25 protein-coding genes, 1 tRNA gene and 1 riboswitch are annotated in these 22225 nt (G+C 65.9%); of the genes, 14 read left to right on the top strand and 12 right to left on the bottom strand.

What is annotated here, in order from left to right; all coding sequences use genetic code 11:
* Positions 1-67: 67 nt before the first annotated feature.
* The 9 genes from KBW95_RS22710 to glyA all read right to left on the bottom strand — a co-directional run bounded on the left by KBW95_RS22710 (position 68) and on the right by glyA (position 7031).
* Positions 68-694, bottom strand: a complete 627-nt coding sequence (locus tag KBW95_RS22710) for a riboflavin synthase (RefSeq protein ID WP_211526448.1) — start codon at positions 692-694, stop codon at positions 68-70.
* A 34-nt stretch (positions 695-728) separates the two neighbouring features.
* Positions 729-1814: a bifunctional diaminohydroxyphosphoribosylaminopyrimidine deaminase/5-amino-6-(5-phosphoribosylamino)uracil reductase RibD gene (gene ribD / locus KBW95_RS22705; protein ID WP_211526471.1), complete on the bottom strand. Its 1086-nt coding sequence runs from the start codon at positions 1812-1814 to the stop codon at positions 729-731.
* Positions 1815-1868: 54 nt separating this feature from the next.
* Positions 1869-2462, bottom strand: a complete 594-nt coding sequence (locus KBW95_RS22700; protein WP_229513073.1) for a GspH/FimT family pseudopilin — start codon at positions 2460-2462, stop codon at positions 1869-1871.
* 68 nt (positions 2463-2530) lie between these two features.
* Positions 2531-2992, bottom strand: coding sequence for a type IV pilin protein (locus KBW95_RS22695; protein ID WP_211526450.1), 462 nt, complete (start codon positions 2990-2992; stop codon positions 2531-2533).
* Positions 2989-3648 (bottom strand): hypothetical protein, encoded by a 660-nt coding sequence (locus KBW95_RS22690; RefSeq protein WP_211526451.1) that lies wholly within the window; start codon positions 3646-3648, stop codon positions 2989-2991. Before KBW95_RS22690 ends, KBW95_RS22695 begins: the two co-directional genes overlap by 4 nt.
* 13 nt (positions 3649-3661) lie before the next feature.
* On the bottom strand, positions 3662-4594 hold the full coding sequence (locus tag KBW95_RS22685; protein ID WP_211526452.1) for a PilW family protein: 933 nt from the start codon (positions 4592-4594) through the stop codon (positions 3662-3664).
* Positions 4591-5136 carry a type IV pilus modification protein PilV gene (gene pilV / locus KBW95_RS22680; protein WP_211529398.1) on the bottom strand — a complete coding sequence of 182 codons (546 nt, stop codon included), beginning with the start codon at positions 5134-5136 and terminating at the stop codon, positions 4591-4593. Before pilV ends, KBW95_RS22685 begins: the two co-directional genes overlap by 4 nt.
* 137 nt (positions 5137-5273) lie before the next feature.
* Positions 5274-5732, bottom strand: a complete 459-nt coding sequence (nrdR, locus tag KBW95_RS22675) for a transcriptional regulator NrdR (protein WP_211526454.1) — start codon at positions 5730-5732, stop codon at positions 5274-5276.
* A 51-nt stretch (positions 5733-5783) separates the two neighbouring features.
* Entirely contained in the window at positions 5784-7031 is a 1248-nt protein-coding gene (gene glyA, locus KBW95_RS22670) for a serine hydroxymethyltransferase (RefSeq protein ID WP_211526455.1), read from the bottom strand.
* A gap of 113 nt (positions 7032-7144) precedes the next feature.
* Positions 7145-7262: riboswitch (ZMP/ZTP riboswitch) on the bottom strand.
* 156 nt (positions 7263-7418) lie between these two features.
* On the opposite strand from glyA, the gene KBW95_RS22665 reads away from it, so the two are divergent.
* The 9 genes from KBW95_RS22665 to KBW95_RS22625 all read left to right on the top strand — a co-directional run bounded on the left by KBW95_RS22665 (position 7419) and on the right by KBW95_RS22625 (position 13875).
* The gene (locus tag KBW95_RS22665; RefSeq protein WP_211529397.1) at positions 7419-8165 is read left to right on the top strand and encodes an SDR family oxidoreductase; all 747 of its coding nucleotides are present in this window, start codon (positions 7419-7421) and stop codon (positions 8163-8165) included.
* Positions 8166-8514: 349 nt separating this feature from the next.
* On the top strand, positions 8515-8919 hold the full coding sequence (gene ybgC / locus KBW95_RS22660) for a tol-pal system-associated acyl-CoA thioesterase (RefSeq protein WP_211526457.1): 405 nt from the start codon (positions 8515-8517) through the stop codon (positions 8917-8919).
* Positions 8920-8955: 36 nt separating this feature from the next.
* Positions 8956-9639: a protein TolQ gene (tolQ, locus tag KBW95_RS22655; protein ID WP_211526458.1), complete on the top strand. Its 684-nt coding sequence runs from the start codon at positions 8956-8958 to the stop codon at positions 9637-9639.
* A 12-nt stretch (positions 9640-9651) separates the two neighbouring features.
* Positions 9652-10083 (top strand): ExbD/TolR family protein, encoded by a 432-nt coding sequence (locus KBW95_RS22650; protein WP_211526459.1) that lies wholly within the window; start codon positions 9652-9654, stop codon positions 10081-10083.
* A gap of 19 nt (positions 10084-10102) precedes the next feature.
* Positions 10103-11020: a cell envelope integrity protein TolA gene (tolA, locus tag KBW95_RS22645; RefSeq protein WP_211529396.1), complete on the top strand. Its 918-nt coding sequence runs from the start codon at positions 10103-10105 to the stop codon at positions 11018-11020.
* A 72-nt stretch (positions 11021-11092) separates the two neighbouring features.
* The gene (tolB, locus tag KBW95_RS22640; protein WP_229429957.1) at positions 11093-12316 is read left to right on the top strand and encodes a Tol-Pal system beta propeller repeat protein TolB; all 1224 of its coding nucleotides are present in this window, start codon (positions 11093-11095) and stop codon (positions 12314-12316) included.
* A gap of 35 nt (positions 12317-12351) precedes the next feature.
* Positions 12352-12876 carry a peptidoglycan-associated lipoprotein Pal gene (gene pal, locus KBW95_RS22635; RefSeq protein WP_211526462.1) on the top strand — a complete coding sequence of 175 codons (525 nt, stop codon included), beginning with the start codon at positions 12352-12354 and terminating at the stop codon, positions 12874-12876.
* A 106-nt stretch (positions 12877-12982) separates the two neighbouring features.
* A complete protein-coding gene (gene ybgF, locus KBW95_RS22630) occupies positions 12983-13738 on the top strand; it encodes a tol-pal system protein YbgF (RefSeq protein WP_211526463.1) in 756 nt (251 codons plus the stop codon).
* Positions 13739-13799: 61 nt separating this feature from the next.
* Positions 13800-13875 (top strand) — tRNA-Lys (locus tag KBW95_RS22625).
* A 128-nt stretch (positions 13876-14003) separates the two neighbouring features.
* Here KBW95_RS22625 and KBW95_RS22620 read toward each other — a convergent pair.
* Positions 14004-14420, bottom strand: coding sequence for a hypothetical protein (locus tag KBW95_RS22620; protein ID WP_211526464.1), 417 nt, complete (start codon positions 14418-14420; stop codon positions 14004-14006).
* 884 nt (positions 14421-15304) lie between these two features.
* On the opposite strand from KBW95_RS22620, the gene KBW95_RS22615 reads away from it, so the two are divergent.
* Complete coding sequence (locus tag KBW95_RS22615) at positions 15305-15496, top strand: hypothetical protein (RefSeq protein ID WP_211526465.1); 192 nt, start codon at positions 15305-15307, stop codon at positions 15494-15496.
* Positions 15497-15631: 135 nt separating this feature from the next.
* Here KBW95_RS22615 and KBW95_RS22610 read toward each other — a convergent pair whose 3' ends face one another.
* Positions 15632-17374 carry a methyl-accepting chemotaxis protein gene (locus KBW95_RS22610; RefSeq protein ID WP_211529395.1) on the bottom strand — a complete coding sequence of 581 codons (1743 nt, stop codon included), beginning with the start codon at positions 17372-17374 and terminating at the stop codon, positions 15632-15634.
* A 261-nt stretch (positions 17375-17635) separates the two neighbouring features.
* Between KBW95_RS22610 and KBW95_RS22605 the strand changes: the two genes are divergently transcribed.
* The 4 genes from KBW95_RS22605 (at position 17636) to KBW95_RS22590 (ending at position 21599) form a co-directional block, all read left to right on the top strand.
* Entirely contained in the window at positions 17636-19036 is a 1401-nt protein-coding gene (locus tag KBW95_RS22605) for an L-cystine transporter (protein ID WP_211526467.1), read from the top strand.
* A 134-nt stretch (positions 19037-19170) separates the two neighbouring features.
* Complete coding sequence (locus KBW95_RS22600; protein WP_211526472.1) at positions 19171-19935, top strand: histidine phosphatase family protein; 765 nt, start codon at positions 19171-19173, stop codon at positions 19933-19935.
* 9 nt (positions 19936-19944) lie between these two features.
* On the top strand, positions 19945-20913 hold the full coding sequence (locus tag KBW95_RS22595; RefSeq protein WP_211526468.1) for an NAD(P)H-hydrate dehydratase: 969 nt from the start codon (positions 19945-19947) through the stop codon (positions 20911-20913).
* Positions 20914-21194: 281 nt separating this feature from the next.
* Positions 21195-21599, top strand: coding sequence for a hypothetical protein (locus KBW95_RS22590; RefSeq protein ID WP_211529394.1), 405 nt, complete (start codon positions 21195-21197; stop codon positions 21597-21599).
* Positions 21600-21833: 234 nt separating this feature from the next.
* Here KBW95_RS22590 and KBW95_RS22585 read toward each other — a convergent pair whose 3' ends face one another.
* A complete protein-coding gene (locus KBW95_RS22585) occupies positions 21834-22142 on the bottom strand; it encodes a DUF1272 domain-containing protein (RefSeq protein WP_211526473.1) in 309 nt (102 codons plus the stop codon).
* Positions 22143-22225 lie beyond the last annotated feature (83 nt).

The following is a 22225-nucleotide window of genomic DNA, read 5'->3' as shown; positions in this document are numbered from 1 at the left end:
AGCTGAGCGCGTCGGCGGCGAAGCCGCCAACCCTACGGCTGGTCGGCGCCGGTACAGAGAATCGCGGTCAGCCCTTGGCCGACAGCATGCGCTCGACGTAGCGCGCGATCAGGTCGATCTCCAGGTTCACCTTGGAACCCGCGCGCAGGTGCTTCAGGGTCGTGACCTCGATCGTGTGCGGGATCAGGTTGATCGAGAAGCGGCACACCTTCCCTGCGCCGCCATCGAGATCCTCGACGCGGTTCACGGTCAGCGACACGCCGTTCACCACCACCGAACCCTTATAAGCCAGGAACTTGCCCAGCTCGTGAGGCGCGTCGATGATCAGCTCGCGCGATTCCCCCACCGGCTCAAAGCTGTGCACGGTGCCGAGACCATCGACGTGGCCCGAGACCAGGTGGCCGCCCAGGCGCTCGGCCAGGGTCAATGCCTTTTCCAGGTTCACTTCGCCCGGCGCGTCCAGGCCCACCGTCTTGTTCAGGCTCTCGCGCGATACGTCCACGGTGAAAGTGCTGGCGGTCTTGTCGACCACGGTCATGCAGGCGCCGTTGATGGCGATCGAGTCGCCCAGTGCGACGTCCGCCAGCGGCAGCGGGCCGGCGTCGATCGCCAGGCGCACGCCCGCGTCCAGGCCGCCCGCCAGCGGCGCGACGGAAGTGATGTTGCCGACTGCGGCGACGATTCCAGTAAACATACAGCCTTATCCTTCAGGTTGGTTTCAGATTTCTTCAGCCTGGCCGGCCGCTCTCGCCTGCGAACCTTGCCATGATGCGCAGGTCGTTCCCGACCCGCGCCACGTCGTGGAAGCGCAGCGTGCGCTGGTCGGCCAGGCGCGCCAGCGGCGGCAGGTCGAACATGCCCTGCCCCGGACCGATCAGGCTCGGCGCCAGGTAGACCAGCAGCTCGTCCACGCAGCCCTCGCGCACCAGCGACGCGTTCAGCTTGGATCCCGCTTCCACATGCACTTCGTTGATCTCGCGCCGGCCCAGCTCGCGCATCAGTGCCGGCAGGTCGACCTTGCCGGCGCTGTTGGGCAGATGGATAAGCTCGTGGCCGGCGGCGCGCAGCGCGGCTTCCTGTTCCGGATTGGCCTGGGCAGCCACGATCCAGCATGGCTCACCCTGCAGAATGCGGGCGTCAGGCGAAATCTCAAGGCGGCTGTCCACGATCACGCGGCGCGGGGGCAGCGGCGTCTCGACGCCGCGCACGGTAAGCTGGGGATCGTCCGCCTTGACGGTGCCGATGCCGGTCAGGATCGCCTGGGCCCGCGCGCGCCAGGCGTGGCCGTCGGCGCGCGCTTCGGGGCCGGTGATCCACTGGCTCTCGCCGCTGTCGAGCGCCGTGGCGCCGTCCAGGCTGGCGGCCACCTTCAGGCGCACCCAGGGCAGCCCGCGGCGCATGCGCGAGAAGAATCCGATGTTGAGCTCGTTGGCCTCGCCGGCCAGCACGCCGGAAGTCACCGCGATGCCCGCGGCTTCCAGCTGCGCCAGGCCGCGCCCGGCCACCAGCGGGTTGGGGTCGACCATGGCGGCCACGACCCGGCCCAGGCCGGCTTCGATCAGGGCATTCGAGCACGGCGGGGTACGGCCGTAATGACTGCAGGGTTCCAGGGTCACGTAGGCGGTGGCGCCGCGCACGTCGACGCCGCGAGCGGCAGCGTCGCGCATGGCGACGATCTCGGCATGCGGGCCGCCGGCTTGCTGGGTGTGGCCGGCGGCGATCACCTTGCCATCGCGCACGATCACGCAGCCGATGCGCGGATTCGGCGCGGTGATATACATGCCTTTGGCGGCCCACGCCAGGGCGAGGGCCATGCCTTCGGCATCGCTGCGTATCTGTACGGTGTCCTCTGTCACTTGCTCTTTCCTTCAGGGCGGCGCCTGTGCGCCATCGCAGCCGCGCTCGCGCGCCGGATTGCAGCTCCGCGCACGGCCCAGCATGTTGATTTTAATACGCCGGATGTGGTCGCCGTGAAATAGCGACAAGCTACCCAGCCGCGCCGCCGCGCTGTTGGTGTCGCTGCAGCTGCGTCCGGCGCCATTGTAGGCGATGTAGTGCGGCGGCGCCGGGCTGGTGAAGGAAAAGTCGACGTGCATGCCCGCAGGCAGCGGCGGGTGGACGGCGAGCACTTCGTCGTCCGGGCCGGGCTGGCGGTCGCCGTCGCGGTCGACGAAGACAGTCCAGCCGCTGGCCCAGTCCTCGCCGCCAGGGTCGTTCGGAACCAGTTTCACGATGTCGTTGCGGGCGATGGCCTGGGCGCGCGCAAGCGCGACCGCGCCGAACAGGTCGCCGGTGGCTGAGCGTAGCTGCTGGGCGCGAAGCAGGCTGTGCAAGTTCGGGGCGGCCATGCCCGCCGCGATCGCGGCGATGGCGAGGACAATGACGAGCTCGCTCAGGGAAAAGCCAGCTTGGCGCCGGCTGACGGCGTGAAAACCCGTTCCCCGGCCAGGAGACCTGCCCAGCCCGCAGGCCGGCGGTATCTTTCCCCTGCTCGCCCGTGGCGACGCCCCGTTCGCAAAACGCTGTCTGCTCATGGCCAGCACCTCTCGGAAGGTCCGCTTGCTCCCTGCGCACCGGTACTGCTGTAGGTCAGCGTGCCGCATTCGTCATCGGCGAAACCGGCATCGACATTGTCCGTCCCCGGCCGCGCCCGCAATTCGATGCACTCCTCGATCTCGTGGCCTGGACATGCGTAGCCGTCGAGCTCGTAGGCACTGGCAGCGGCGTCGCGGCCCAGCCACCACTTGAACTGGTGCGCCGCCTCGGTGTCCGCCTGCGATGAAAAGGCCAGGTAGCTGCGGTGCTGCGCCCGGAACTGTTCCTGCCGCTGCATGGTGTCGACCAGCGCCAGCTGTGCCTCGACGCGGCGCGACTTGACGACCTGGCGCGAATACGAGGGATAGGCCACCGCGCCGAGCAAGGCGACAATCGCCAGGACAACCAGCAATTCGGCCAGGGTGAATCCTGCCACCCCTGCAGTGCATCGCGTCATGGCCCGCCTCCGTTCCCGTTCTGGCCGCCGGCATCCACCAGCGCCGCCCAGTTGCCGATCTCGCGCCAGCCCACCCGCCTGCCCGGCGTTCCCGTAGCCGCAGGCTTGCGGTAATACCCCTGCACGGCGGCCTGGGTCGAGGGCATCACCCCGAAACCGAGTGCGCTGATGCGGTACAGGTGATCCGTGCCGGCCGCCGGCACACGCTCGATCAGGTAGCGCGGGTGGTCGGCGCTCAAGCCCTCGTTGTCAGGTAGTTGCCTCCCGGTGAAGCTGCCGAAGCGTACCGCCGGGCCATCGCCCGCGGCCAGGCGCTGCGCGTGCTCTTCGATATCGTCCTCGACGGTGCACAATCCATCGTAGGGCGTCCCTCCTGCACATCCGTCCGCGAAGGCGGAAGGGAGCCCGGTCGCGAGGGCGAGCGCACGCGCCGAGCCTGGACTGGCGCCGCCTTCGATGTCGCGCTCGGCATCGGCCAGCGCCGCCTCCGCCATCTGCAAGGCCAGCAGCCGGTCGCGTTCGTGCGCGGCGGCGCGCGCGCCATACAAGGCGGTGCGGGCGCCGGCCAGGCCCGTCATCAGCACCGCCAGCATCAGCACCATCGCCGTCAGCAGCGCCGCGCCGCTTTCTCCTCGCCGTGGATGAAGCCTTCGCATGCCCGCGTCCTCCCTACTCCGGCATCGCCGGCAAGGCGACGGTGGTGGAGTAGACCTTGCGTATCCGCGCCCCTTCCCGCCCCGCCAGGGTCAGCTCCGCGAGCGAAGTCCCGGGGTCGCCAGCCGCCTGCGCCGACGCATGGTCCGGTCCGAACAGGGCGTAGCTCGCGCCCATGTCCGCCGCGCTGTCGAGCCTGGGACCGTGCAGGAGCAGCGCAACCCGCACGGCCGCCACCCGCTTCCAGTGCGTGCGCCGGTTCAGGTCCTCGGCCCGCTGCATGGGATTCGCGCCGTTCAACACCAGCCCGGCATCCAGCGCGGCCAGCGTGGACGCATTCACGTAGCGGTCCGGCACGCGGTCGCCGTCGCCATCGAGCCCGTACAGGACCTGGAAGCCGTCCACCCTGCCCGCCACCGCGTCCGCGGACCAGTTGCTGTTGCCGCGGTATTTGCAGCGCAGCTCCGCTTCGCCCTGCGCATTGCGGGCGACGTAGAAGATGCTCCAGCCGTCCTCCCCGGCGTGCACCGGAAAGCCGGCGCAATCGACCGTCCCGCCGTCGCCGTTCGGCGGCGCCCCGCTGCCGGGAAAACGCAGCGCCAGCACGTCGCTGCCGTTCACGGAGTCCGGCAAGGCCCCGTCGATGCCCGTGCCGTTGCGCGGCACCGAGCGCGCATCCAGCCCGGCGATGCGGGCCGGCAGGGCCGGCTCCTGGGTCGGCGAAGCCGCCCAGTCCACGTGGGCGGACTGGCGCACGGCGCGCGCCAGGGCGTCCAGGGCATAGCGCCCCGCCTCGTCCATCGCGTCGGCCTCCACCTGCATGGCGTAGGCGCGCGTGGCCCCGATGAGGAGATTTCCGCATGCCAGCAGCACCGCGAGGCCAAGGGCCATCGCGATCATCAGTTCCACCAGGCTCAGGCCGCGCTGGCGCTGTCGGCGGCGGTTCATAGCGGCGCCACCGCCACCAGGCCCGGCGCGGCGCCGGTACCGCTCCAGCCGAGCTTGATAAGCATCGGCGCCCCGGCTCCCGCCGTGCATGCCCAGCGATAGCGGCGCGTGCCGGCGTCCCACGGTGCGGCATCGCGGCACACGGCGATGCGGCCGCCGGGGAAGGCTGCGTACACGCCCTGTTTCGCCTCGTGCAGGTCGAACGCGGCCAGCTGCAGCGGGTCGCACGCGCTGGCGCCGTAGCAGGAGGCCGGCGCCGCGCCCGGATTCCCATCGGCGGCGTCGTAGTCGAGCGAAAGATAAGGATTGGATGAATCGGGCAGGCCGGCGGCGGCCGCGTTGGCGCGCATGCGCGCGCCCAGCGACGCCGCCTGTTGCGCGGCCTCGGACATCAGCGCCGATTGCTGGCGCGTGCGCTGGGCGGCCAGCTGGGCCGCACCGGCGCCCACCACGCCGACGGCGAGCACGAACAGCGCCACCAGCACTTCAATGAGCGTAAAGCCCCGTGTGAGCGTGAATCCGCCATGTCGATGCACCCGCATGCCAGCCCCTCCCCGTCACGATGCCGCCTGTGCGGCGGCGCGATGCAATGGAGTTCACAAGGTAACAGGCGCACGCCGGCCGGCCATGAGCTGGCCTAAGCACGAACGGCAGGGTTTGGGGAACTAAACGACGGAGCTTATTTGCGCGGGTGGCCGACTTCGGCCAGCGCTTCCTGGAACTCGTCCAGGTCTTCGAAGTTCTTGTAGACGGAGGCGAAGCGGATGTAGGCGATCTTGTCCAGGCGCTTGAGCTCCTGCATCACCAGTTCGCCCACGTAGCCGGTATCGACTTCGCGCCGGCCGCTGGTGAGCAGCTTTTCCTCGATCGTGGCGACCGCGGTATCGATGGCCTCGGCCGCCACCGGGCGCTTGCGCAGCGCCAGCATCAGGCTGCCGCGCAGCTTGCCGGACTCGAATTCCGTACGGCTGCCGTTCTTCTTGACGATGATCGGCATCGACAGCTCGATCCGTTCGTAGGTCGTGAAACGCTTGTCGCACCTGGTGCAGCGGCGCCGGCGCCGGATGGAATCTCCCTCCTCCGATACGCGGGTATCGAGGACCTGGGTGTCTTCATGCTGGCAGAAGGGACATTTCATGGCGCTGGGCTCACTTGGCGGAGCCGGCGGGGCCGGCTCCTGGTCGGGCTATCAGGCCGCGTAGACCGGGTACTTGTCGGTCAGCTGCTTGACTTCGGCCTTGACGCGCTCGATGGTCGCGGCGTCGTGCGGGTTGTCCAGCACGTCGGCGATCAGGTTGCCCACCTTGACCGCATCTTCTTCCTTGAAGCCGCGGGTGGTGAAGGCCGGGCTGCCCAGGCGGATGCCGGAGGTGACGAAAGGCTTCTGCGGGTCGTTCGGGATGCCGTTCTTGTTGCAGGTCATGTGTGCCTGGCCCAGGATGGCTTCCGCTTCCTTGCCGGTCAGGCCCTTGGCGCGCAGGTCCACCAGCATCACGTGCGACTGGGTGGTGCCCGAGACGATACGCAGGCCGCGTGCGGTCAGGGTGTCGGCCAGCGCCTTGGCGTTCTTGACCACCTGCTTCTGGTATTCCTTGAACTCAGGCGACTGGGCTTCCTTGAAGGCCACGGCCTTGCCGGCGATGACGTGCATCAGCGGACCGCCCTGGATGCCCGGGAAGATCGCCGAGTTGATGGCCTTCTCGTGCTCGGCCTTCATCAGGATGATGCCGCCGCGCGGGCCGCGCAGCGACTTGTGGGTGGTCGAGGTGACGAAGTCGGCGTAGGGCACCGGGTTCGGGTATTCGCCGGCGGCGATCAGGCCTGCGTAGTGGGCCATGTCGACCATGAAGTAGGCGCCGATTTCCTTGGCGATCTTGGCGAAGCGCTCGAAGTCGATGCGCAGCGAGAACGCCGAGGCGCCCGCGATGATCATCTTCGGCTTGTGCTCGCGCGCCAGGCGTTCCATTTGTTCGTAGTCGATGTCTTCTTCCGCGGTCAGGCCGTAGGAGATGACGTTGAACCACTTGCCCGACATGTTCAGGGCCATGCCGTGGGTCAGGTGGCCGCCTTCGGCCAGCGACATGCCCATGATGGTGTCGCCCGGCTTGAGCATGGCGAAGAACACGCCCTGGTTGGCCTGCGAGCCGGAGTTCGGCTGCACGTTGGCGGCTTCGGCGCCGAAGATCTGCTTCAGGCGGTCGATGGCCAGCTGCTCGACGACGTCGACGTATTCGCAACCGCCGTAGTAGCGCTTGCCCGGGTAGCCTTCGGCGTACTTGTTGGTCAGCTGCGAACCCTGCGCCTGCATCACGGCCGGCGAGGTATAGTTTTCGGACGCGATCAGTTCGATGTGGTCCTGCTGGCGAACGTTTTCCTTCTGGATGGCATCCCACAGTTCCGGGTCGATGTTGGCGAGCGTATGGTCTTTTGCAAACATGTAAAACTCCAATCGATAGTAAACCAGGCAACGGGCAGCGTTGGACGTGGGCGGGCGCCTGGAAACGAACGGGCATCCGCGCGAATCTTCACGATTCCAGCACGAACCAGTTGAATGGCAGCCCAGGCGAACGGCGAAATGACGTCTCAGGTTCCCCGGTGGGACTCCACCTTGCCGAGCGCAGAGCCCGAGGCTGCGGCGCGCGGTGTTTCGCCAGTTACGTGAGACGTAGGGACTCCAGATTGTATGTGATGTGGCCCCCTTAGGGCAAGGAAACTGCTGTCGCCCTGGCAAGTCCAGGCGAATGCAGGGGACGCCAGCGGGAACGTGGTCGTTTCGGCTACAATTTCCCGACCCAGCATGAATCACTCGTTCCAGGACACTTCCATGATCGTATTCATCACCGGCGCCTCGGCCGGCTTCGGCGCCGAGATGGCGCGCACCTTCGCCCGCAATGGCCACCGCGTCGTGCTCGCCGCGCGCCGCACCGAGCGCATCGCCGACCTGGCGGCCGAACTGGGCGGCGCCGCCCTGCCCGTCACCCTGGACGTGACCAGCCGCGCCTCGATCGACGCGGCGCTCGCCTCGCTGCCGCCGGACTGGCGTGCGATCGACGTCCTGATCAACAACGCCGGCCTGGCCCTGAACACCCTGCCGGCCCACGAGGTGCCGCTGGAAGACTGGGAAACCATGATCGCCACCAATTGCCAGGGCCTGGTGACCATGACCCGCGCGGTGCTGCCGGACATGGTCAAGCGCGGCAGCGGCCTGGTGATCAACCTGGGCTCGGTGGCCGGCCACTACCCCTACCCGGGCGGCAACGTATATGGCGCGACCAAGGCCTTCGTCGAGCAGTTCACGCTCAACCTGCGCGCCGACCTGATCGGCACCGGCGTGCGCGCCACCAACCTGGCGCCGGGTCTGTGCGGCGGGACCGAGTTCTCGAACGTGCGCTTCAAGGGCGACGATGCGGCCGCCGCCAAGGTCTACGAGGGCACGACGCCGCTGACGGCGAAGGACATCGCCGAGACGGCCTACTGGATCGCCACCCTGCCGCCACACGTCAACGTCAACCTGATCGAGCTGATGCCGACCTGCCAGGGCTTCTCGCCCTTCGCCATCAAGCGCACGTAGGGTGGACCGGGGCGCGCAGCCGGCTCCGCCGTCCACGCGTTCGACCTGCGCCTGCCAACCCGCTTCCGGCATGGGCGACGCTAACAATCAGCGCGTGGACGGCGCAGCCGTCCACCCTACGGACAGCGCTCTCGCCCATAGGAAATACCGTTTGTAACGCGCGCTCTGCAATTGTGAGAAAGTGTTACAGTAATTGGCCTTCTTGCACTGTTTCACGTCTACTACTGCGGCCATGCATGCCTGACGGAACATGCAGAGGCCGTTTTTTCCCGTTTAATGTTCGCCAGCGTACATAGAAAAGGGAAAAATCGCGTAAAATGTTTCCTATTTACATTTAATGGCAGGGGAAATGCCTTCAGCTTTTGACTGGCCAGTCCGGGTCTATTACGAAGACACCGACGCCGGTGGTATCGTGTTTTACGCTAACTACCTGAAGTTTTTCGAACGTGCGCGTACCGAATGGCTGCGCGCGACCGGCATCCAGCAGCAAGCGCTGCTCGACGCCGACGGCACCGCCTTCGTCGTCAAAAGCGCCAGCCTGGACTATCACGCGCCTGCCCGTCTCGACGATGAGCTGACCATCCGCACCATCGTCGACAAGCTCGGCCGCGCTTCGGTCCAGTTCGTCCAGCAGGCCTGGCGCGGCGATACCTTGCTGACGAGCGCGAGCGTGAAAGTCGGCTGCGTCGACCTCGCCACCATGCGCCCCCGCTCCTTGCCGGACGATGTGGCTGATAAAATGCGCGGCGCGTAGCGCCCTGCCCATATATTTACACAACTTATTCTACCGATGACCGCGACCCAAGACCTTTCGTTTATCGCCCTGATCAGCAACGCCCACCTGCTCGTCCAGCTGATCATGGCCTTATTGCTGGCCTTGTCGATCATCAGCTGGACCTACATTTTCCGCAAGCTGTTCGCGATCCGCGCCGCCCGTAGCCAGACCGAGCAATTCGAACGCAGCTTCTGGGCCGGCGGCAACCTGCACACCCTGCACCAGAGCGCCAGCAGCCAGCGCGACCAGAGCGGCCCGCTGGCCCGCATCTTCGAAGCCGGCATGGGCGAATTCATCAAGGGCAAGCAGGCCTCGCGCGAAGCGCTCGACATGGGCGCCGTGCTGGACGGCTCGCGCCGCGCCATGCGCGCCTCGTTCCAGCGCGAACTCGACATGCTGGACACCCACCTGAACTTCCTGGCCTCGGTCGGCTCCGTGTCGCCGTACATCGGCCTGCTCGGCACCGTGTGGGGCATCATGAACGCCTTCCGCGGCCTGGCCAACGTGCAGCAAGCCACCCTGGCGGTGGTCGCGCCGGGCATCGCCGAAGCCCTGATCGCCACCGCGATCGGCCTGTTCGCGGCAATCCCGGCCGTCGTCGCCTACAACCGCTTCACGCACGACATCGACCGCCTGGCGAACCGCTTCGAGAGCTTCGTCGAGGAATTCTCGAACATCCTGCAGCGCCAGGCGCGCTGATTGGAGGACGGGATGGCTTTTTCCAGCAGCATGCGCGGCGGGCGCCGCCGCAAGTTCAAGTCCGAGATCAACGTCGTGCCCTACATCGACGTGATGCTGGTGCTGCTCATCATCTTCATGGCGGTGCCGGCCAACGAGGCCCCGAGCGTGGTCAACCTGCCGCGCGCCGAGAAGTCGGCGCTGCCGCCCAGCACCTATATCCAGGTCGAGGTGAAGCCGGAAGGCCGGCTGGCGATCGGCGTGCGTGGCGAGCGGAAGGTGGCGAGCGAGGACGTCGGCGACCGCGCCGCCCTGCTCCAGCGCCTGCGCGCCCTGCACGAGGAAAATCCCGACTATCCGGTCTTGATTGCCGGCGACCGCGACAGCAAATACGACGATGTCATCCAGCTGATTTCCGAAGCCAAGAAGATGGGCATCAACCGCGTGGGACTCGCTACCAAGTGATGTCGGAACCATGTCAGCCATGAAGCCTGCCAGCGCCGGCACCCCGTACTACGTGCCGCCCGAACCGAACCGCCTGCCATCTTTCCTGCTGGCGGTGTTCGTGCACGCCATCCTGCTGTTCTTCCTGTGGTTCGGCATCAGCTGGCAAAGCAACGAGCCGGTCGCGGTCGAGGCCGAGGTCTGGGACATGTCGGTCCAGACCGCCGCCGCGCCTCCCCTGCCGGTCGAACCGCCACCGCCCGAGCCGGAACCGGAACCCCAGCCGGTCCAGCGCGCCGAGCCGCCGCCGCCCGTCGAGCGTCCTGCGCCGACGCCGCCCGATATCGCCCTCGAGCGCGAGAAGGAGCGCAAGGCCGAGCAGCTCAAGAAGGAGCTGGCCGAGAAGCGCGAGCGTGAAGAGCTGAAGAAGAAGGAACTCGCCGAGCAGAAGAAGAAAGAGGACGAGAAAAAGAAGAAAGAAGAAGCGGACCGCAAGGAGCTGGCAAAGAAAGAAGCCGACGAGAAAAAGAAGAAAGAACTCGCCGACAAGAAAAAGGCTGCCGATGCCGCCAAGGTCGAAGCGGCTCGCCTGGACAAGATTCGCCAGGAAGATCTCAAGCGCATGGCCGGCGCCATGGGCAGCAGCGGCTCGGCCGAGAAATCGACCGCGCCCAAGATCGACAGCGGCTATGTCGCCGCGATCACGGCCAAGATCAAGAGCAACACGACCTATGCGGGCAGCACCGATACGCCGGGCAACCCGAAGGCCGTGTTCAAGGTGGACCAGTTGCCCACCGGCGAAATCATGTCGGTCCGCCTGAGCAAGAGCAGCGGCGTGCCGGAATTCGACCGCGCGGTGGAAAACGGCATCCGCAAAGCGTCCCCACTACCCAAGAAGAAAGATGGTACGGTAGAGCGCAACCTCGAGGTCAATTTCTCTATGAAAGACCTCGACTGATCGGTTCGACCTCAATCTGACTCACAGACTATGAAAAAACTTCACATACTGCTGTTTAGTGCAACGATGCTGATGGGCACTGCAACCCAGGCCCAGCTGAAGGTCGAGATCGCCGGTGTCGGCAGCAACCAGATCCCGGTTGCGGTCGCGGCCTTCGCCGACGAAGGCGTGGCGCCGGCACAGGTGTCGGCCGTGATCCGCGCCGACCTCGAGCGTTCCGGCGTGTTCAAGGTGGTCGATGCCGGCCAGGTGATCAGCGACAGCGCCAATGTCGACCTGGCCGCCTTCAAGGCCAGCGGCGTCGATGCCCTGGTGGTCGGCAGCGTGGCGCGCCAGCCGGACGGCCGCCTCGCCGTGCGCTACAAGCTGCTCGATACCGTCAAGGGCGGCCAGCTCTCGCAGATGGGCGGCGAAGTCCAGCCCAAGTACACCCGCCTGCAGGCGCACCGCATCGCCGACGACGTCTACGAAAAGCTGACCGGCGTGAAGGGCATCTTCTCGACCCGCATCGCCTACGTCAAGGAAGACCGCGCCGCGCGCCAGTTCAGCCTGGCCGTGGCCGACGCCGACGGCGAGAACGAAATCGTCGCCGTGCACGGCCGCGAACCGATCATCTCGCCGGCCTGGTCCCCCGACGGCAGCAAGGTCGCCTACGTCTCGCTGGAAGACCGCAAGCCGGTGGTCTACCTGCAGGACCTGATGACCGGCCGCCGCAACCAGATCTCCAATCAGAAGGGCAACAACTCGGCGCCCTCGTGGGCGCCGGACGGCAGCACGCTCGCCGTGGCCCTGTCGAAGGACGGCAATACCGAGATCTACACGGTGCGCCATGACGGCAGCGGCCTGCGCCGCCTGACCACCAACAACGCGATCGACACCGAGCCGCAGTTCTCGGCCGACGGCCAGACCATTTACTTCACCAGCGACCGCAGCGGCGGTCCGCAGGTCTACAAGATGAGCGCTTCGGGCGGCAATGCCACCCGCGTGACGTTCAACGGCAACTACAACATCAGCCCGCGCGTGTCTCCTGATGGGAAGACCCTGGCATGGATCTCCCAGCGCGACGGCGGTTTCTCCTTATATGCGATGGACCTGGCCAGCGGCCAGGAGCTGCGCCTGGCCGATGGGGCCACCGAACCGAGTTTTTCGCCTAACGGCAAGTACATCATGTATGCGACCAAGGGCGGCGGGCGAACCTCGCTGGCCGTGGTGTCGGTGGATGGACGGGTCAAGCAGCGCTTAACCACCAAAGCGGGAAACATTCGGGAGCCCAGCTGGGGTCCCTTCATGAAGTAACGAAGTAAAACCTTTACCAGAACAGGAGAAAAACCATGCGCAACTTCAAGAGCGTCGCCTTCATCGCCTCGGCAGCCGCCCTGCTGGCAGCTTGCTCGTCGCCGACCAAGCTGACCGAGACCACCGTCCAGGAAAAATCGACCGAAACCGCACCGGCGCCAGTCGACAACCGCGAAATCAAGCCGGTCGAAACCGGCGTCGTCGATCCGCTGAACGATCCGAAAGGCGTGCTGGCCAACCGCAGCGTCTACTTCGACTACGACAGCTTCGTCGTGCGCGACGACGGCCGTCCGGTCGTCGAAAACCACTCGGCTTACCTGAACAAGAACAAGCAGCGCAAGGTCCTGATCCAAGGCAACACCGACGAACGCGGCGGCACCGAGTACAACCTGGCCCTGGGCCAGAAGCGTGCCGAAGCCGTCCGTCGTGCGATGGGTTCGCTGGGCGTGGCCGAAGGTCAGATGGAAGCCGTGTCGCTGGGCGAAGAAAAGCCGAAGGCAACCGGCAGCAACGAAGCCGCCTGGGCTGAAAACCGTCGCGCCGACATCGTCTATCAGTAATCGCTGACTTAAGATTCGCTTGATTGACAGCGGGGCGGCATGCAGTGCAGACTGCTAGCCGCCCCGTTTTATATCTGCAACTGGTTTTAGTAGAAAGAACAACGCCATGATGAAACTGACCCCGTCCCGTCTTGCCTGCCTGTTCCTGGCGGCCTGGATGCCGCTGCAGGCGTCCGCCGGCCTGCTCGACGATGACGAAGCGCGCAAAGCGATCCTCGACCTGCGTGCCAAGGTCGACAACATCGCGCGCGAGCTGAACGCCCGCGTCGACACCAAGGCGGACAAGAGCTCCACCATCGAGATGCTGAACCAGCACGAGCAGACCATGCAGGAACTGGCGCGCCTGCGCGGCCAGATCGAGGTGCTGGCCAACGAGATCGCCAAGGCCCAGAACGGCCAGAAGCAGCTGTACGCCGACCTCGACGCGCGCATCAAGAAACTCGAACCGCGCCAGGAAACCATCGACGGCCAGACCGCCGAGGTCCTGCCGTCCGAAAAGACCGCCTACGACGCCGCCACCGCCCTGTTCCAGTCGGGCGACTACAAGGCCGCCGCCACCGCGCTGCAGGACTTCGTCAAGCGCTACCCGGAATCGGCCTATGCCTCGAACGCGCAGTACTGGCTGGGCAACGCCTACTACGCGCTGGGCGACTACAAGAAAGCCATCGCGGCCCAGGAAGTGGTGACCAGCACCTACAACGCCAGCCCGAAGGTGCCGGATGCGATGCTGAACATCGCCAGCAGCTATGCCCTGCTGAAGGACAACAAGAACGCCAAGAAGGCCCTGCAGCAGCTGGTGTCGAAGTACCCGTCCTCGAGCGCGGCCCAGACGGCGCGCGACCGCCTGGCTTCGCTGAAGTAAGCATTAGCCGCGATGGGTATTTGACAGCTGCGCTAACGCGACCTATAATCTTGCTTCTTTCGGGTCGTTAGCTCAGTTGGTAGAGCAGCGGACTTTTAATCCGTTGGTCGCTGGTTCGAGCCCAGCACGGCCTACCAAAGATTCAACAGGAAGCCCACGAATTTTGTTTCGTGGGCTTTTTGCTTTGCGCCCCCCCCTGCACCAGTCAACGCATGCGTTTCTTCTCGAGACGGAACTCAGCACAAGCGACAACTTCACGGCGCCGTCATTCCTGCTGACTAGTCGCGTAAGCCTGGTAGGCACTCGCTCCAGCCTGGGCCAGCGCCGCGCCCAACAGCACCCAGCCTACTGGCGTCAATGAAAAAGCAATTCCAGCAGCACCTGTGGTAACCCCGGTTGCTATCGCGCCTCCAAGTGTAAACAAGGAGGATGCGCAATCTGTCGTCACTTCAAGTAGCTTTGCCTGCTTATTGTTTTCTGCCAGGCCGAACGCCAGCGACGCGTTTTTGGTGAACATGGCACCGAGGGCGGCAATGACTGCACCCGGCGTTGCATTCGCTCCCAACTTCAGCAGCGCAAGCGTCTGCGTAGAGATTTGGATGGCGCTCCCGGCAATCATCAATCCTTTGATATCGCCCTGCTTCCCAGCGAATCCGGCGATGGTGGCATGCTTGTCGATCAAGCCGAGCGGCTGCTGCGGTCTTGCCTTCTACTCCAGCCAAGGAAGCATTAACGACACCAACAAACAGATTGAACAGATCTTCGTTTTGCTCGACTGATTTCGCATTCTCGCTGGCAGGGCTGATCGTTTGCAGCGCTTTCCGTGCATCGGATTCGGATATCCGCATCTCGTTATCCCCTTAAAAAAAGCTCTTCGATACCCGGTAAGCTTATCATTAATACCACAAATTACAGCCCTTCCTTGCTCGGTTCAATTGGTCCGGCCGAGCTTCCATTGCTACCGGCCCATGTATCGATTTCGGTGTCCGAGGAGCCAATCTCTCCCTGGCTGAACAGGACTCGCCCAGTGATTTGTAACCACCTGTTTCAAGACCGTTCGCAAAACGCCACAGACAGCCAATTTCTATGCTGGAGAGCGTTTCACAAACGGTCAACCGTGCTAGGATGATCTTAGTTTCTCCTGAGTCAACTCGGCGCTGGCACCAATCGTGCGCTTATTGCCTTTGAGAGAGAAAAATGTAAAATAAATAACGTCCCGGGACGCTCGCGAACCATTTGGCGCGCTCGTGCATCCATGCACTTCTTGCGCCTTACTCCGCCGCGCTCACGGTTTGTCCAAAACAGAAGCAACGTACTGGCACCACATGTCACGCACCTATCTGCACTACCCCGGCCTGCGCACTTGCTGCGCCACGGCCGTGCGGCGTGGCCGCCAGACAATCCGCTTCTACGCGCCGCGCGCCCGCCAGGGTTGCCAGGCCGCTGCCCGGCTTGCCTGAGCCCGGCGAACACAGTTCGCTGGGCCCGTCACTACCGAATACAGAACACATGGCCCTTGCCGGCCTAACCAGCCGTTTCCCATCGAAACGGCGCCAGGAGACATTCATGGAACTCGAACATACCGAACGCCAACACCGTAGCATCCACACCGCCACCGTCGATACCACCGACCCGCGCGCGCCTCGCCGCAACATCGCCAAGGACATCGTCACGAGCAGCCGCCGTCTGCGCCAGCGCATCGCCGTCAGCGTGGGCCTGTGCATCGGCCTGGCCGCGCTGGTCATCGTCTTCGAATAAGCGGCTCCGCAGCGCACGATCGCGCATCGGCGGCCGGACCGTGTTCCGGCCGCTGCGAGGGCGGGTGTGCGCCGCGATGCCTTGAAAAGAAAAAGCCAACCTCGCGGTTGGCTTTGTCGTTTGGGCGGCGGCTGCCTAGAACTCTTCCCAGCCGTCGCTCGCCTCGACAGCTTCGGGCTTGGCGGCCTTGGCAGTCCTTGCAGTCTTCGCGGTGGGGACCGCGGCCGGCGCCTCCTTGCGAACCGGCTTGGCGCGCACCGGCGTGGCCTGCGCCTTGGCCGGGCGTGCCGCCGGCAGCGCCAGGGCCGTGCCGCGCACCGGCGCCTGACCGGCGTGGATCAGCTTGAAGGCGCCGACGGTCTGCGCCAGCCCGGTCGCCTCTTCCTGCAGCGACTGGGCGGCTGCCGATGCCTGCTCGACCAGCGCTGCGTTCTGCTGGGTCACCTGGTCCATCTGGGTCACCGCGCTGTTGATCTGCTCGATGCCGGCGGTCTGCTCCTGGCTGGCGGCCGTGATCTCGGCCATGATGTCGGTCACCCGGCTGACACTCTGCACGATCTCGGCCATCGTGGCGCCGGCCTGGTCGACCAGCTCGGAACCGTGCTGCACCTTCTCTACCGAGTCGTCGATCAGGGCCTTGATCTCCTTGGCCGCCGCGGCGCTGCGCTGCGCCAGGTTGCGCACCTCGCCCGCCACCACCGCGAAGCCGCGGCCCTGCTCGCCCGCACGGGCCGCTTCCACCGCCGCGTTCAGGGCCAGGATATTGGTCTGGAAGGCGATGCCGTCGATGACGGCGATGATGTCCACGATGCGGGTGGCCGAGGCGTTGATCGCGCCCATGGTCTGCACCACCTGCTCGACCACCGCGCCGCCCTTGCCCGCCACTTCCGAGGCCGACGCGGCCAGCGCATTGGCCTGGCGCGCGTTGTCGGCGTTCTGCTTGACGGTCGAGGTCAGCTCTTCCATCGAGGCTGCGGTCTCTTCCAGCGATCCCGCCTGCTCTTCGGTGCGCGCCGACAGGTCCAGGTTGCCGGCCGCGATCTGGCTGGAGGCGGTGGCGATGGTATCGGTGCCGTTGCGCACCCGGCTGACGATCTTGACCAGCGCGTCGTTCATGTCCTTGAGCGCGTGCAGCAGGCGGCCGGTCTCGTCGTTCGAAGTGGCGTCGATGTGCTGGGTCAGGTCGCCCGCCGCGACGGCGCCGGCGATGGCCACCGCCTTTTCCAGCGGCCCGACGATGGCGCGCACCAGCAGCCAGCCGATCACGGCCGCCAGCACCAGGCCCACGGCCAGGCCGGCCAGGCAGACCAGGCGCACCAGCTCGTAGGTCGATTGCGAGGCCTCGTATTCGGCCTTCGCGTCGCCCTGCATCAGCGCGATCAGCTTGCCGCCCTGCTCCTGCATCGGCTTGTACAGCGACAGCATCGGACCGTTCAGCAGTTGCACGGCCTGGGCGTTGTCGCCCGCGCGGATCGCGGCCTGGGCCGGGCGCAGGCCCTGGGCCAGGAAGGCCTTGCGCGCTTCGGCGAAGGCATCCGCCATGGCGCGCTCGTCGTCGTCCAGGTCGCTGGCCTTGTACTCGTCCCAGAGCCTGGTGATCAGGCTGGCGTTGGCGTCGACCTCGTTCATGAGGGCGGTGCGCACGCCCGCGTCTTCGATGCTGATCGCTTTGGCCACGTTCAACTGGTTGGTGGTGACCAGCTGGATCACCTGCCCGACGCGGCCGAGCGCCACCAGGCGCTGGTCGTACATTTGCTTGAGTTCGGCGTTCGCGACGCCGAGGTTGACCAGGCCGATCACGGCGCCGGCGATGAGCTCGACAGCCAGGAATCCGATGACGAAGACGAGGCGTGACTTGATGCTGAGGTGTTTGAACATGGAACGCCCAAGAGAATTAAAGGGGAAATGCTTATTGGATTATAGAAACAAACGCGACTGTATGGGTTGAGGCAAAGATTCCTTTGCGAAAGTACAGGGTTTCCGTCGCTGCGTTGCAACAAGCCCGTTTGCTCATGTTTTGGCCTGCACCATGACAGTGCGGAATTCACCTTGGAAATCCATTCTGGAAGCGGCAATGTCAGTTTGCCTATAGAATGCTGCGATCAATTTGTTGCACGCAGTAATCTCTTCAGAGGCCCCATGAACCTTCCGCTGATCCTGAACCTGGCCATCGCCCTCGCCGTCTGCGTCCTGCTGTGGCGCTTGCAGGGCGCCCACGTGTCCTTCACCAAGCGGGTGCTGGCCGGCCTCGGCCTTGGCGTGCTGCTGGGCGCGGGCCTGCAGGCGGTGTACGGCGCGGCCTCGCCCGAGATCGCCGCCACCAACGCCTGGCTCGACGTGCTCGGCAGCGGCTACGTCAAGCTGCTGCAGATGATTGTGATTCCGCTGATCATGGTGTCGATCGTGCAGGCCATCATGAAGCTGCGCACCACCTCCTCGCTCGGCAGCATCAGCACCCTGACCATCGGCATCCTGCTCGTGACCACGGTGATCGCCGCGGCCATCGGCATCCTGATGGCCAAGCTGTTCGGCCTGTCGGCGGTGGGCCTGACCGCTTCCGCAGCCGAGGTCGCGCGCGGCGAGTACCTGCAGGGCAACCTGGCGGCCGCCAAGGACATCTCGCTGCCGAGCATGCTGCTGTCCTTCATCCCGGCCAATCCCTTCCTCGACATGACCGGTGCGCGCAAGACCTCGACCATCGCCGTGGTCGTGTTCTCGATCTTCATCGGCATCTCGGCCACCGGCATCGCGGGCAAGAAGCCGGACGTGTTCGAATCCTTCAGCCATTTCGTGCACGTGGCCCACGTGATCGTGATGCGCATGGTGACCCTGGTGCTGCGCCTGACCCCGTTCGGCGTGTTCGCGCTGATGGCCAAGGTGGTGGCCGGTTCCAGCCTGCAGGACATCCTCAACCTGCTCGGCTTCGTCGCCGCCTCCTACTGCGCGCTGGCGCTGATGTTCTGCGTGCACCTGATCATGATCAGCGCGTCCGGCCTGAATCCGGTGCGCTACGTCGGCAAGATCTTCCCGGTGCTGGCCTTCGCCTTCACCTCGCGCACCAGCGCGGGCTCGATCCCGATGAGCGTGGCGACCCAGACCGCACGCCTGGGCACGCCGGAAGGCATCGCCAACTTCGCCGCCTCCTTCGGCGCCACCATCGGCCAGAACGGCTGCGCCGGCATCTACCCGGCCATGCTGGCGGTCATGATCGCGCCCACCGTCGGCATCGACCCGATGAGCGCGAGCTTCCTGCTGCCGCTGCTGGCGATCATCGCCTTCGGCTCGATCGGCGTGGCCGGCGTGGGCGGCGGCGCCACCTTCGCGGCCCTGATCGTGCTGTCGGCGATGGACTTGCCGGTGGCGCTGGCCGGCCTCCTGATCTCGGTCGAGCCGCTGATCGACATGGGCCGCACCGCCCTCAACGTGAGCGGCTCCATCGCGGCCGGCACGGTCACCAGCCGCGTGCTCGGCGAAACCGACATGCGGGTGTTTCATAGCGACGCGGAAATCAATCTGGACAGCGAAGAACAAGCGGTTTGATTACCGCCGTAAACACCCTTGTAAGACCGTGCTGACAGAGTGAAGAGCCAGTCCGGAAAGGCCGCAATCGTGCGCTAAACCGCCGCAGAATCCGTCTAAGATGACGGCATGTCAATATCAACGACGGGCGGGTGATGGAGCAGAAGTGGCCGCAGGAAATCTGGCTGGTCAGGCATGGACAGAGCGCCGGCAACGTCGCGCGTGATCTGGCGGAAGCGGCGGCCGGACACCACATCGACATCGCCGACCGCGACGTCGACGTGCCCCTGTCCGAGCTGGGCATCCGCCAATCCGAAGCGCTGGGGTCGTGGTTCGCCGCCCTTCCCCCGGGCCAGCGCCCCAACGCGGTGCTGCATTCGCCCTATGTGCGCGCACAGCAAACCGCCGAGCTGCTCATGCAGCGCCTCGACCGCAGCGACATGCTGGCGGTCCAGGCCGACGAGCGCCTGCGCGAAAAAGAGTTCGGCATCCTCGACCGCCTGACCACCCACGGCATCGCCCACCACCATCCCGAGCTGTACGAGCAGCGCCGCCACGTCGGCAAATTCTATTTCCGCCCGCCCGGCGGCGAGAGCTGGTGCGACGTGATCCTGCGCCTGCGCAGCGTGATGGATACGCTCGAGCGCGAGTTCTGCCGCGAACGCGTGCTAATCGTCGCGCACCAGGTCACGGTCAATTGTTTCCGCTACCTGTTCGAACATCTGGACGAAGCCACCATCCTGGAGTTCGACCGCGCCGGCGACGTGCCGAACTGCTCGGTCACGTCCTACCGCTTCGATCCCTCGCAGGGCAAGCGTGGCGACCTCGCGCTGAACCTGCTCAACTTCGTCGCCCCGCTGGAAGCCACGGGCACTCCCATCACCGCGGGCAAGGACCTGCCGAGCGCACCGAAGGCATAAGGCCCCTCCATGGAATCGAGCATCCGCGCCATTGCCGTGCACGACATCGACGCAGCCCTGCTGGCCGGCTGGCCCCTGCCATGGCCGGAGTCCGACGGCGACAAGGAATTGCGCGGCCACGTGCTGATCGTCGGCGGCTCGAGCGAGATGCCGGGCGCCATCATCCTCGCGGCCACGGCCGCGCTGCGCGCCGGCGCCGGCAAGCTGACCGTCGCCACCGGCGCCAGCGTGGCCCAGCTGGTGGCGCTGGCCATGCCCGAGGCGCGCGTGATCGGCCTGCGCGAGCATGCGAGCGACGGCTTCAGCCTGGAGGCCCTGGACAGCCTCGATCCGCTGGCCGACCGTGTCGATGCGGTCCTGATCGGCCCCGGCATGCGCGACGAAGCGGCCACCGCCGCGCTGGTGCATGCCCTGCTGCCGCGCCTGGACGCGACCCGGACCGCGGTGGTGCTCGACGCCTGCGCGATGGGCGTGCTGCGCCATCCGCCGCGCGGCTGGCCGGAGGGCATGCCTTTCCGTTTCGAACGCCCGGTGGTGCTGACTCCGCACGCGGGCGAGATGGCCCACCTGACCGGCGCCGCCAAGGCCGACATCGTGGCCGAGCCCGATGCGCTGGCGCTGGTCTGCGCGCGGCAGTGGAACGCGGTGCTGGCGCTCAAGGGCGCGCGCACCGTGATCGCCGCGCCCGACGGCGTGCTATGGCAGCACGAGGGAGCGGGCAACATCGGCCTGGCCATTTCCGGCTCGGGCGACGTGCTGGCCGGCATTGTCGCCGGGCTGGCGGCGCGCGGCGCGCCCCTGGCCCAGGCCACCTGCTGGGGCGTGGCCCTGCACGCCCGCGCCGGCGACCGCCTGGCCCAGCGCCTTGGCACTTTAGGATATCTAGCGCGGGAAATTTCTCATGAAATTCCGGCGCTGCTGGAACAGCTCGGCGCCCGGGATGGCGCCGGCAGCGACACCAACCGGCCTGGCCGGTAGGCAATGAGTTCGGCGCCCAGGCGCCGGCTTTGTAGGATTTCCGCAGCCGCAACGCGGAAACAAGCAGAAGGTGCGCAATCCGACGAACTGGCGGCAAGGCTGCCAGTCTAATTCTCACTGTTGGATTCGTGCACTGACCGGGGCCGCGTATTGCGTCGGTTCCCTGATGGTTCCACCGGAGGGTCCTGGACCCATGGAGGAACTGAACTGGCGCCGTTGACCCTCCAGCGCCTCACCTGGAGACTTCGGCACAAGATAGACGTGAACGAGGAGTTTAAACAATGAAAGCACTGACTAAGGCACCAAAAATCCTGCTGACTGCGGCTCTCCTGGCATCCGTGCTGGGCGCCTGCAAGAAGAACGATACCGCCGGCACGGCTGGCGATACGTCGGCGACCGCGCCGAGCTCCACTTCGGGCACCACCGGCACCACCGGTGACACCGGCACCGGCGCAACCGGCACCGGCACCACGGGCACCACCGGCGATACCACCGGCACCGGCGCAACGGGCACCACCGGCGCGACCGGCACCACCGGCGACATGGGCACGGGCGCCACCGGCACCACCACTACCCCGCCGGCCACCGACACCACCACCCCGCCGGCTACCGGCACCTCGGGCACCTCGGGTACTACCGGCACCACCGGCACCGGCACCACGACTCCGCCGACCACCGGCCAGTAAGGCCTGGACGCCGACAACAAGCAGGGCCCGCTTTCGCGGGCCCTGTGTGGTGTCGCGTTCCTTGTTTGGCTACTGCCCAGCAAGGCCAATCGCCAGTCCGGCAGGACTGGCTTTGGCGCGCCTTTTCGGCGCGTCCGCTTCGCTAAGTCCGCGAAACCGGGGGCTTGGCTTCGCAAAGCCGTGCGCGCAGCTTGCGTTGTCAATCATGACATTCCCGGACAACGTCCTGTCTGCTCAGCGCTCCGCTGAGGGAAGGTCCCCTACGGCTTCCACCAGTGCGGCATGGGCGTCCAGGTCGACGGGGCGCAGCTTCGGCTCGGTCCTGGCGGGATGCTTGCCCAGGTAGTTCCCGTTCTTCCAGTTACGGCTTGGACGCACCGGACGCGGCACGAAGCCGCCGCCGCAATTCGGGCAGACGTTCCGCAGCAAGCCTTCGGCGCAGGCGGCGCAGAAGGTGCACTCGAAGGAGCAGATACGGGCCTCTGGCGCGTCGGGCGGGAGAGAAACATTGCAGTGTTCGCAGTTGGGACGCAGTTCGAGCATGCGGATCCTTTCGTGGACGGCGGCGCCGCCACCTGGCCGAGGCTGCGCGGTCCCATGACGGCCGCGCAGCCTGGTTGTTAAAA

Origin of the sequence: Massilia sp. ZL223 (assembly GCF_018119395.1) — a bacterium.
Taxonomy (GTDB): domain Bacteria; phylum Pseudomonadota; class Gammaproteobacteria; order Burkholderiales; family Burkholderiaceae_D; genus Telluria.
This window is presented reverse-complemented; position numbering and strand designations above follow the sequence as displayed.

Excerpts from the sequence above, each read along its gene's own strand:
- KBW95_RS22690 (WP_211526451.1), bottom strand. The coding sequence starts at position 3,648 with ATGCGAAGGCTTCATCCACGGCGAGGAGAAAGCGGCGCGGCGCTGCTG.
- KBW95_RS22585 (WP_211526473.1), bottom strand. The coding sequence starts at position 22,142 with ATGCTCGAACTGCGTCCCAACTGCGAACACTGCAATGTTTCTCTCCCG.
- ybgF (WP_211526463.1), top strand. The coding sequence starts at position 12,983 with ATGATGAAACTGACCCCGTCCCGTCTTGCCTGCCTGTTCCTGGCGGCC.
- ribD (WP_211526471.1), bottom strand. The coding sequence starts at position 1,814 with ATGGCCCTCGCCCTGGCGTGGGCCGCCAAAGGCATGTATATCACCGCG.
- tolA (WP_211529396.1), top strand. The coding sequence starts at position 10,103 with ATGAAGCCTGCCAGCGCCGGCACCCCGTACTACGTGCCGCCCGAACCG.
- KBW95_RS22615 (WP_211526465.1), top strand. The coding sequence starts at position 15,305 with ATGGAACTCGAACATACCGAACGCCAACACCGTAGCATCCACACCGCC.
- KBW95_RS22710 (WP_211526448.1), bottom strand. The coding sequence starts at position 694 with ATGTTTACTGGAATCGTCGCCGCAGTCGGCAACATCACTTCCGTCGCG.
- KBW95_RS22600 (WP_211526472.1), top strand. The coding sequence starts at position 19,171 with ATGGAGCAGAAGTGGCCGCAGGAAATCTGGCTGGTCAGGCATGGACAG.
- KBW95_RS22595 (WP_211526468.1), top strand. The coding sequence starts at position 19,945 with ATGGAATCGAGCATCCGCGCCATTGCCGTGCACGACATCGACGCAGCC.
- KBW95_RS22695 (WP_211526450.1), bottom strand. The coding sequence starts at position 2,992 with ATGACGCGATGCACTGCAGGGGTGGCAGGATTCACCCTGGCCGAATTG.
- nrdR (WP_211526454.1), bottom strand. The coding sequence starts at position 5,732 with ATGAAATGTCCCTTCTGCCAGCATGAAGACACCCAGGTCCTCGATACC.
- pilV (WP_211529398.1), bottom strand. The coding sequence starts at position 5,136 with ATGCGGGTGCATCGACATGGCGGATTCACGCTCACACGGGGCTTTACG.
- KBW95_RS22650 (WP_211526459.1), top strand. The coding sequence starts at position 9,652 with ATGGCTTTTTCCAGCAGCATGCGCGGCGGGCGCCGCCGCAAGTTCAAG.
- KBW95_RS22590 (WP_211529394.1), top strand. The coding sequence starts at position 21,195 with ATGAAAGCACTGACTAAGGCACCAAAAATCCTGCTGACTGCGGCTCTC.
- KBW95_RS22685 (WP_211526452.1), bottom strand. The coding sequence starts at position 4,594 with ATGAACCGCCGCCGACAGCGCCAGCGCGGCCTGAGCCTGGTGGAACTG.
- tolQ (WP_211526458.1), top strand. The coding sequence starts at position 8,956 with ATGACCGCGACCCAAGACCTTTCGTTTATCGCCCTGATCAGCAACGCC.
- glyA (WP_211526455.1), bottom strand. The coding sequence starts at position 7,031 with ATGTTTGCAAAAGACCATACGCTCGCCAACATCGACCCGGAACTGTGG.
- KBW95_RS22610 (WP_211529395.1), bottom strand. The coding sequence starts at position 17,374 with ATGTTCAAACACCTCAGCATCAAGTCACGCCTCGTCTTCGTCATCGGA.
- ybgC (WP_211526457.1), top strand. The coding sequence starts at position 8,515 with ATGCCTTCAGCTTTTGACTGGCCAGTCCGGGTCTATTACGAAGACACC.
- KBW95_RS22605 (WP_211526467.1), top strand. The coding sequence starts at position 17,636 with ATGAACCTTCCGCTGATCCTGAACCTGGCCATCGCCCTCGCCGTCTGC.
- pal (WP_211526462.1), top strand. The coding sequence starts at position 12,352 with ATGCGCAACTTCAAGAGCGTCGCCTTCATCGCCTCGGCAGCCGCCCTG.
- tolB (WP_229429957.1), top strand. The coding sequence starts at position 11,093 with ATGGGCACTGCAACCCAGGCCCAGCTGAAGGTCGAGATCGCCGGTGTC.
- KBW95_RS22665 (WP_211529397.1), top strand. The coding sequence starts at position 7,419 with ATGATCGTATTCATCACCGGCGCCTCGGCCGGCTTCGGCGCCGAGATG.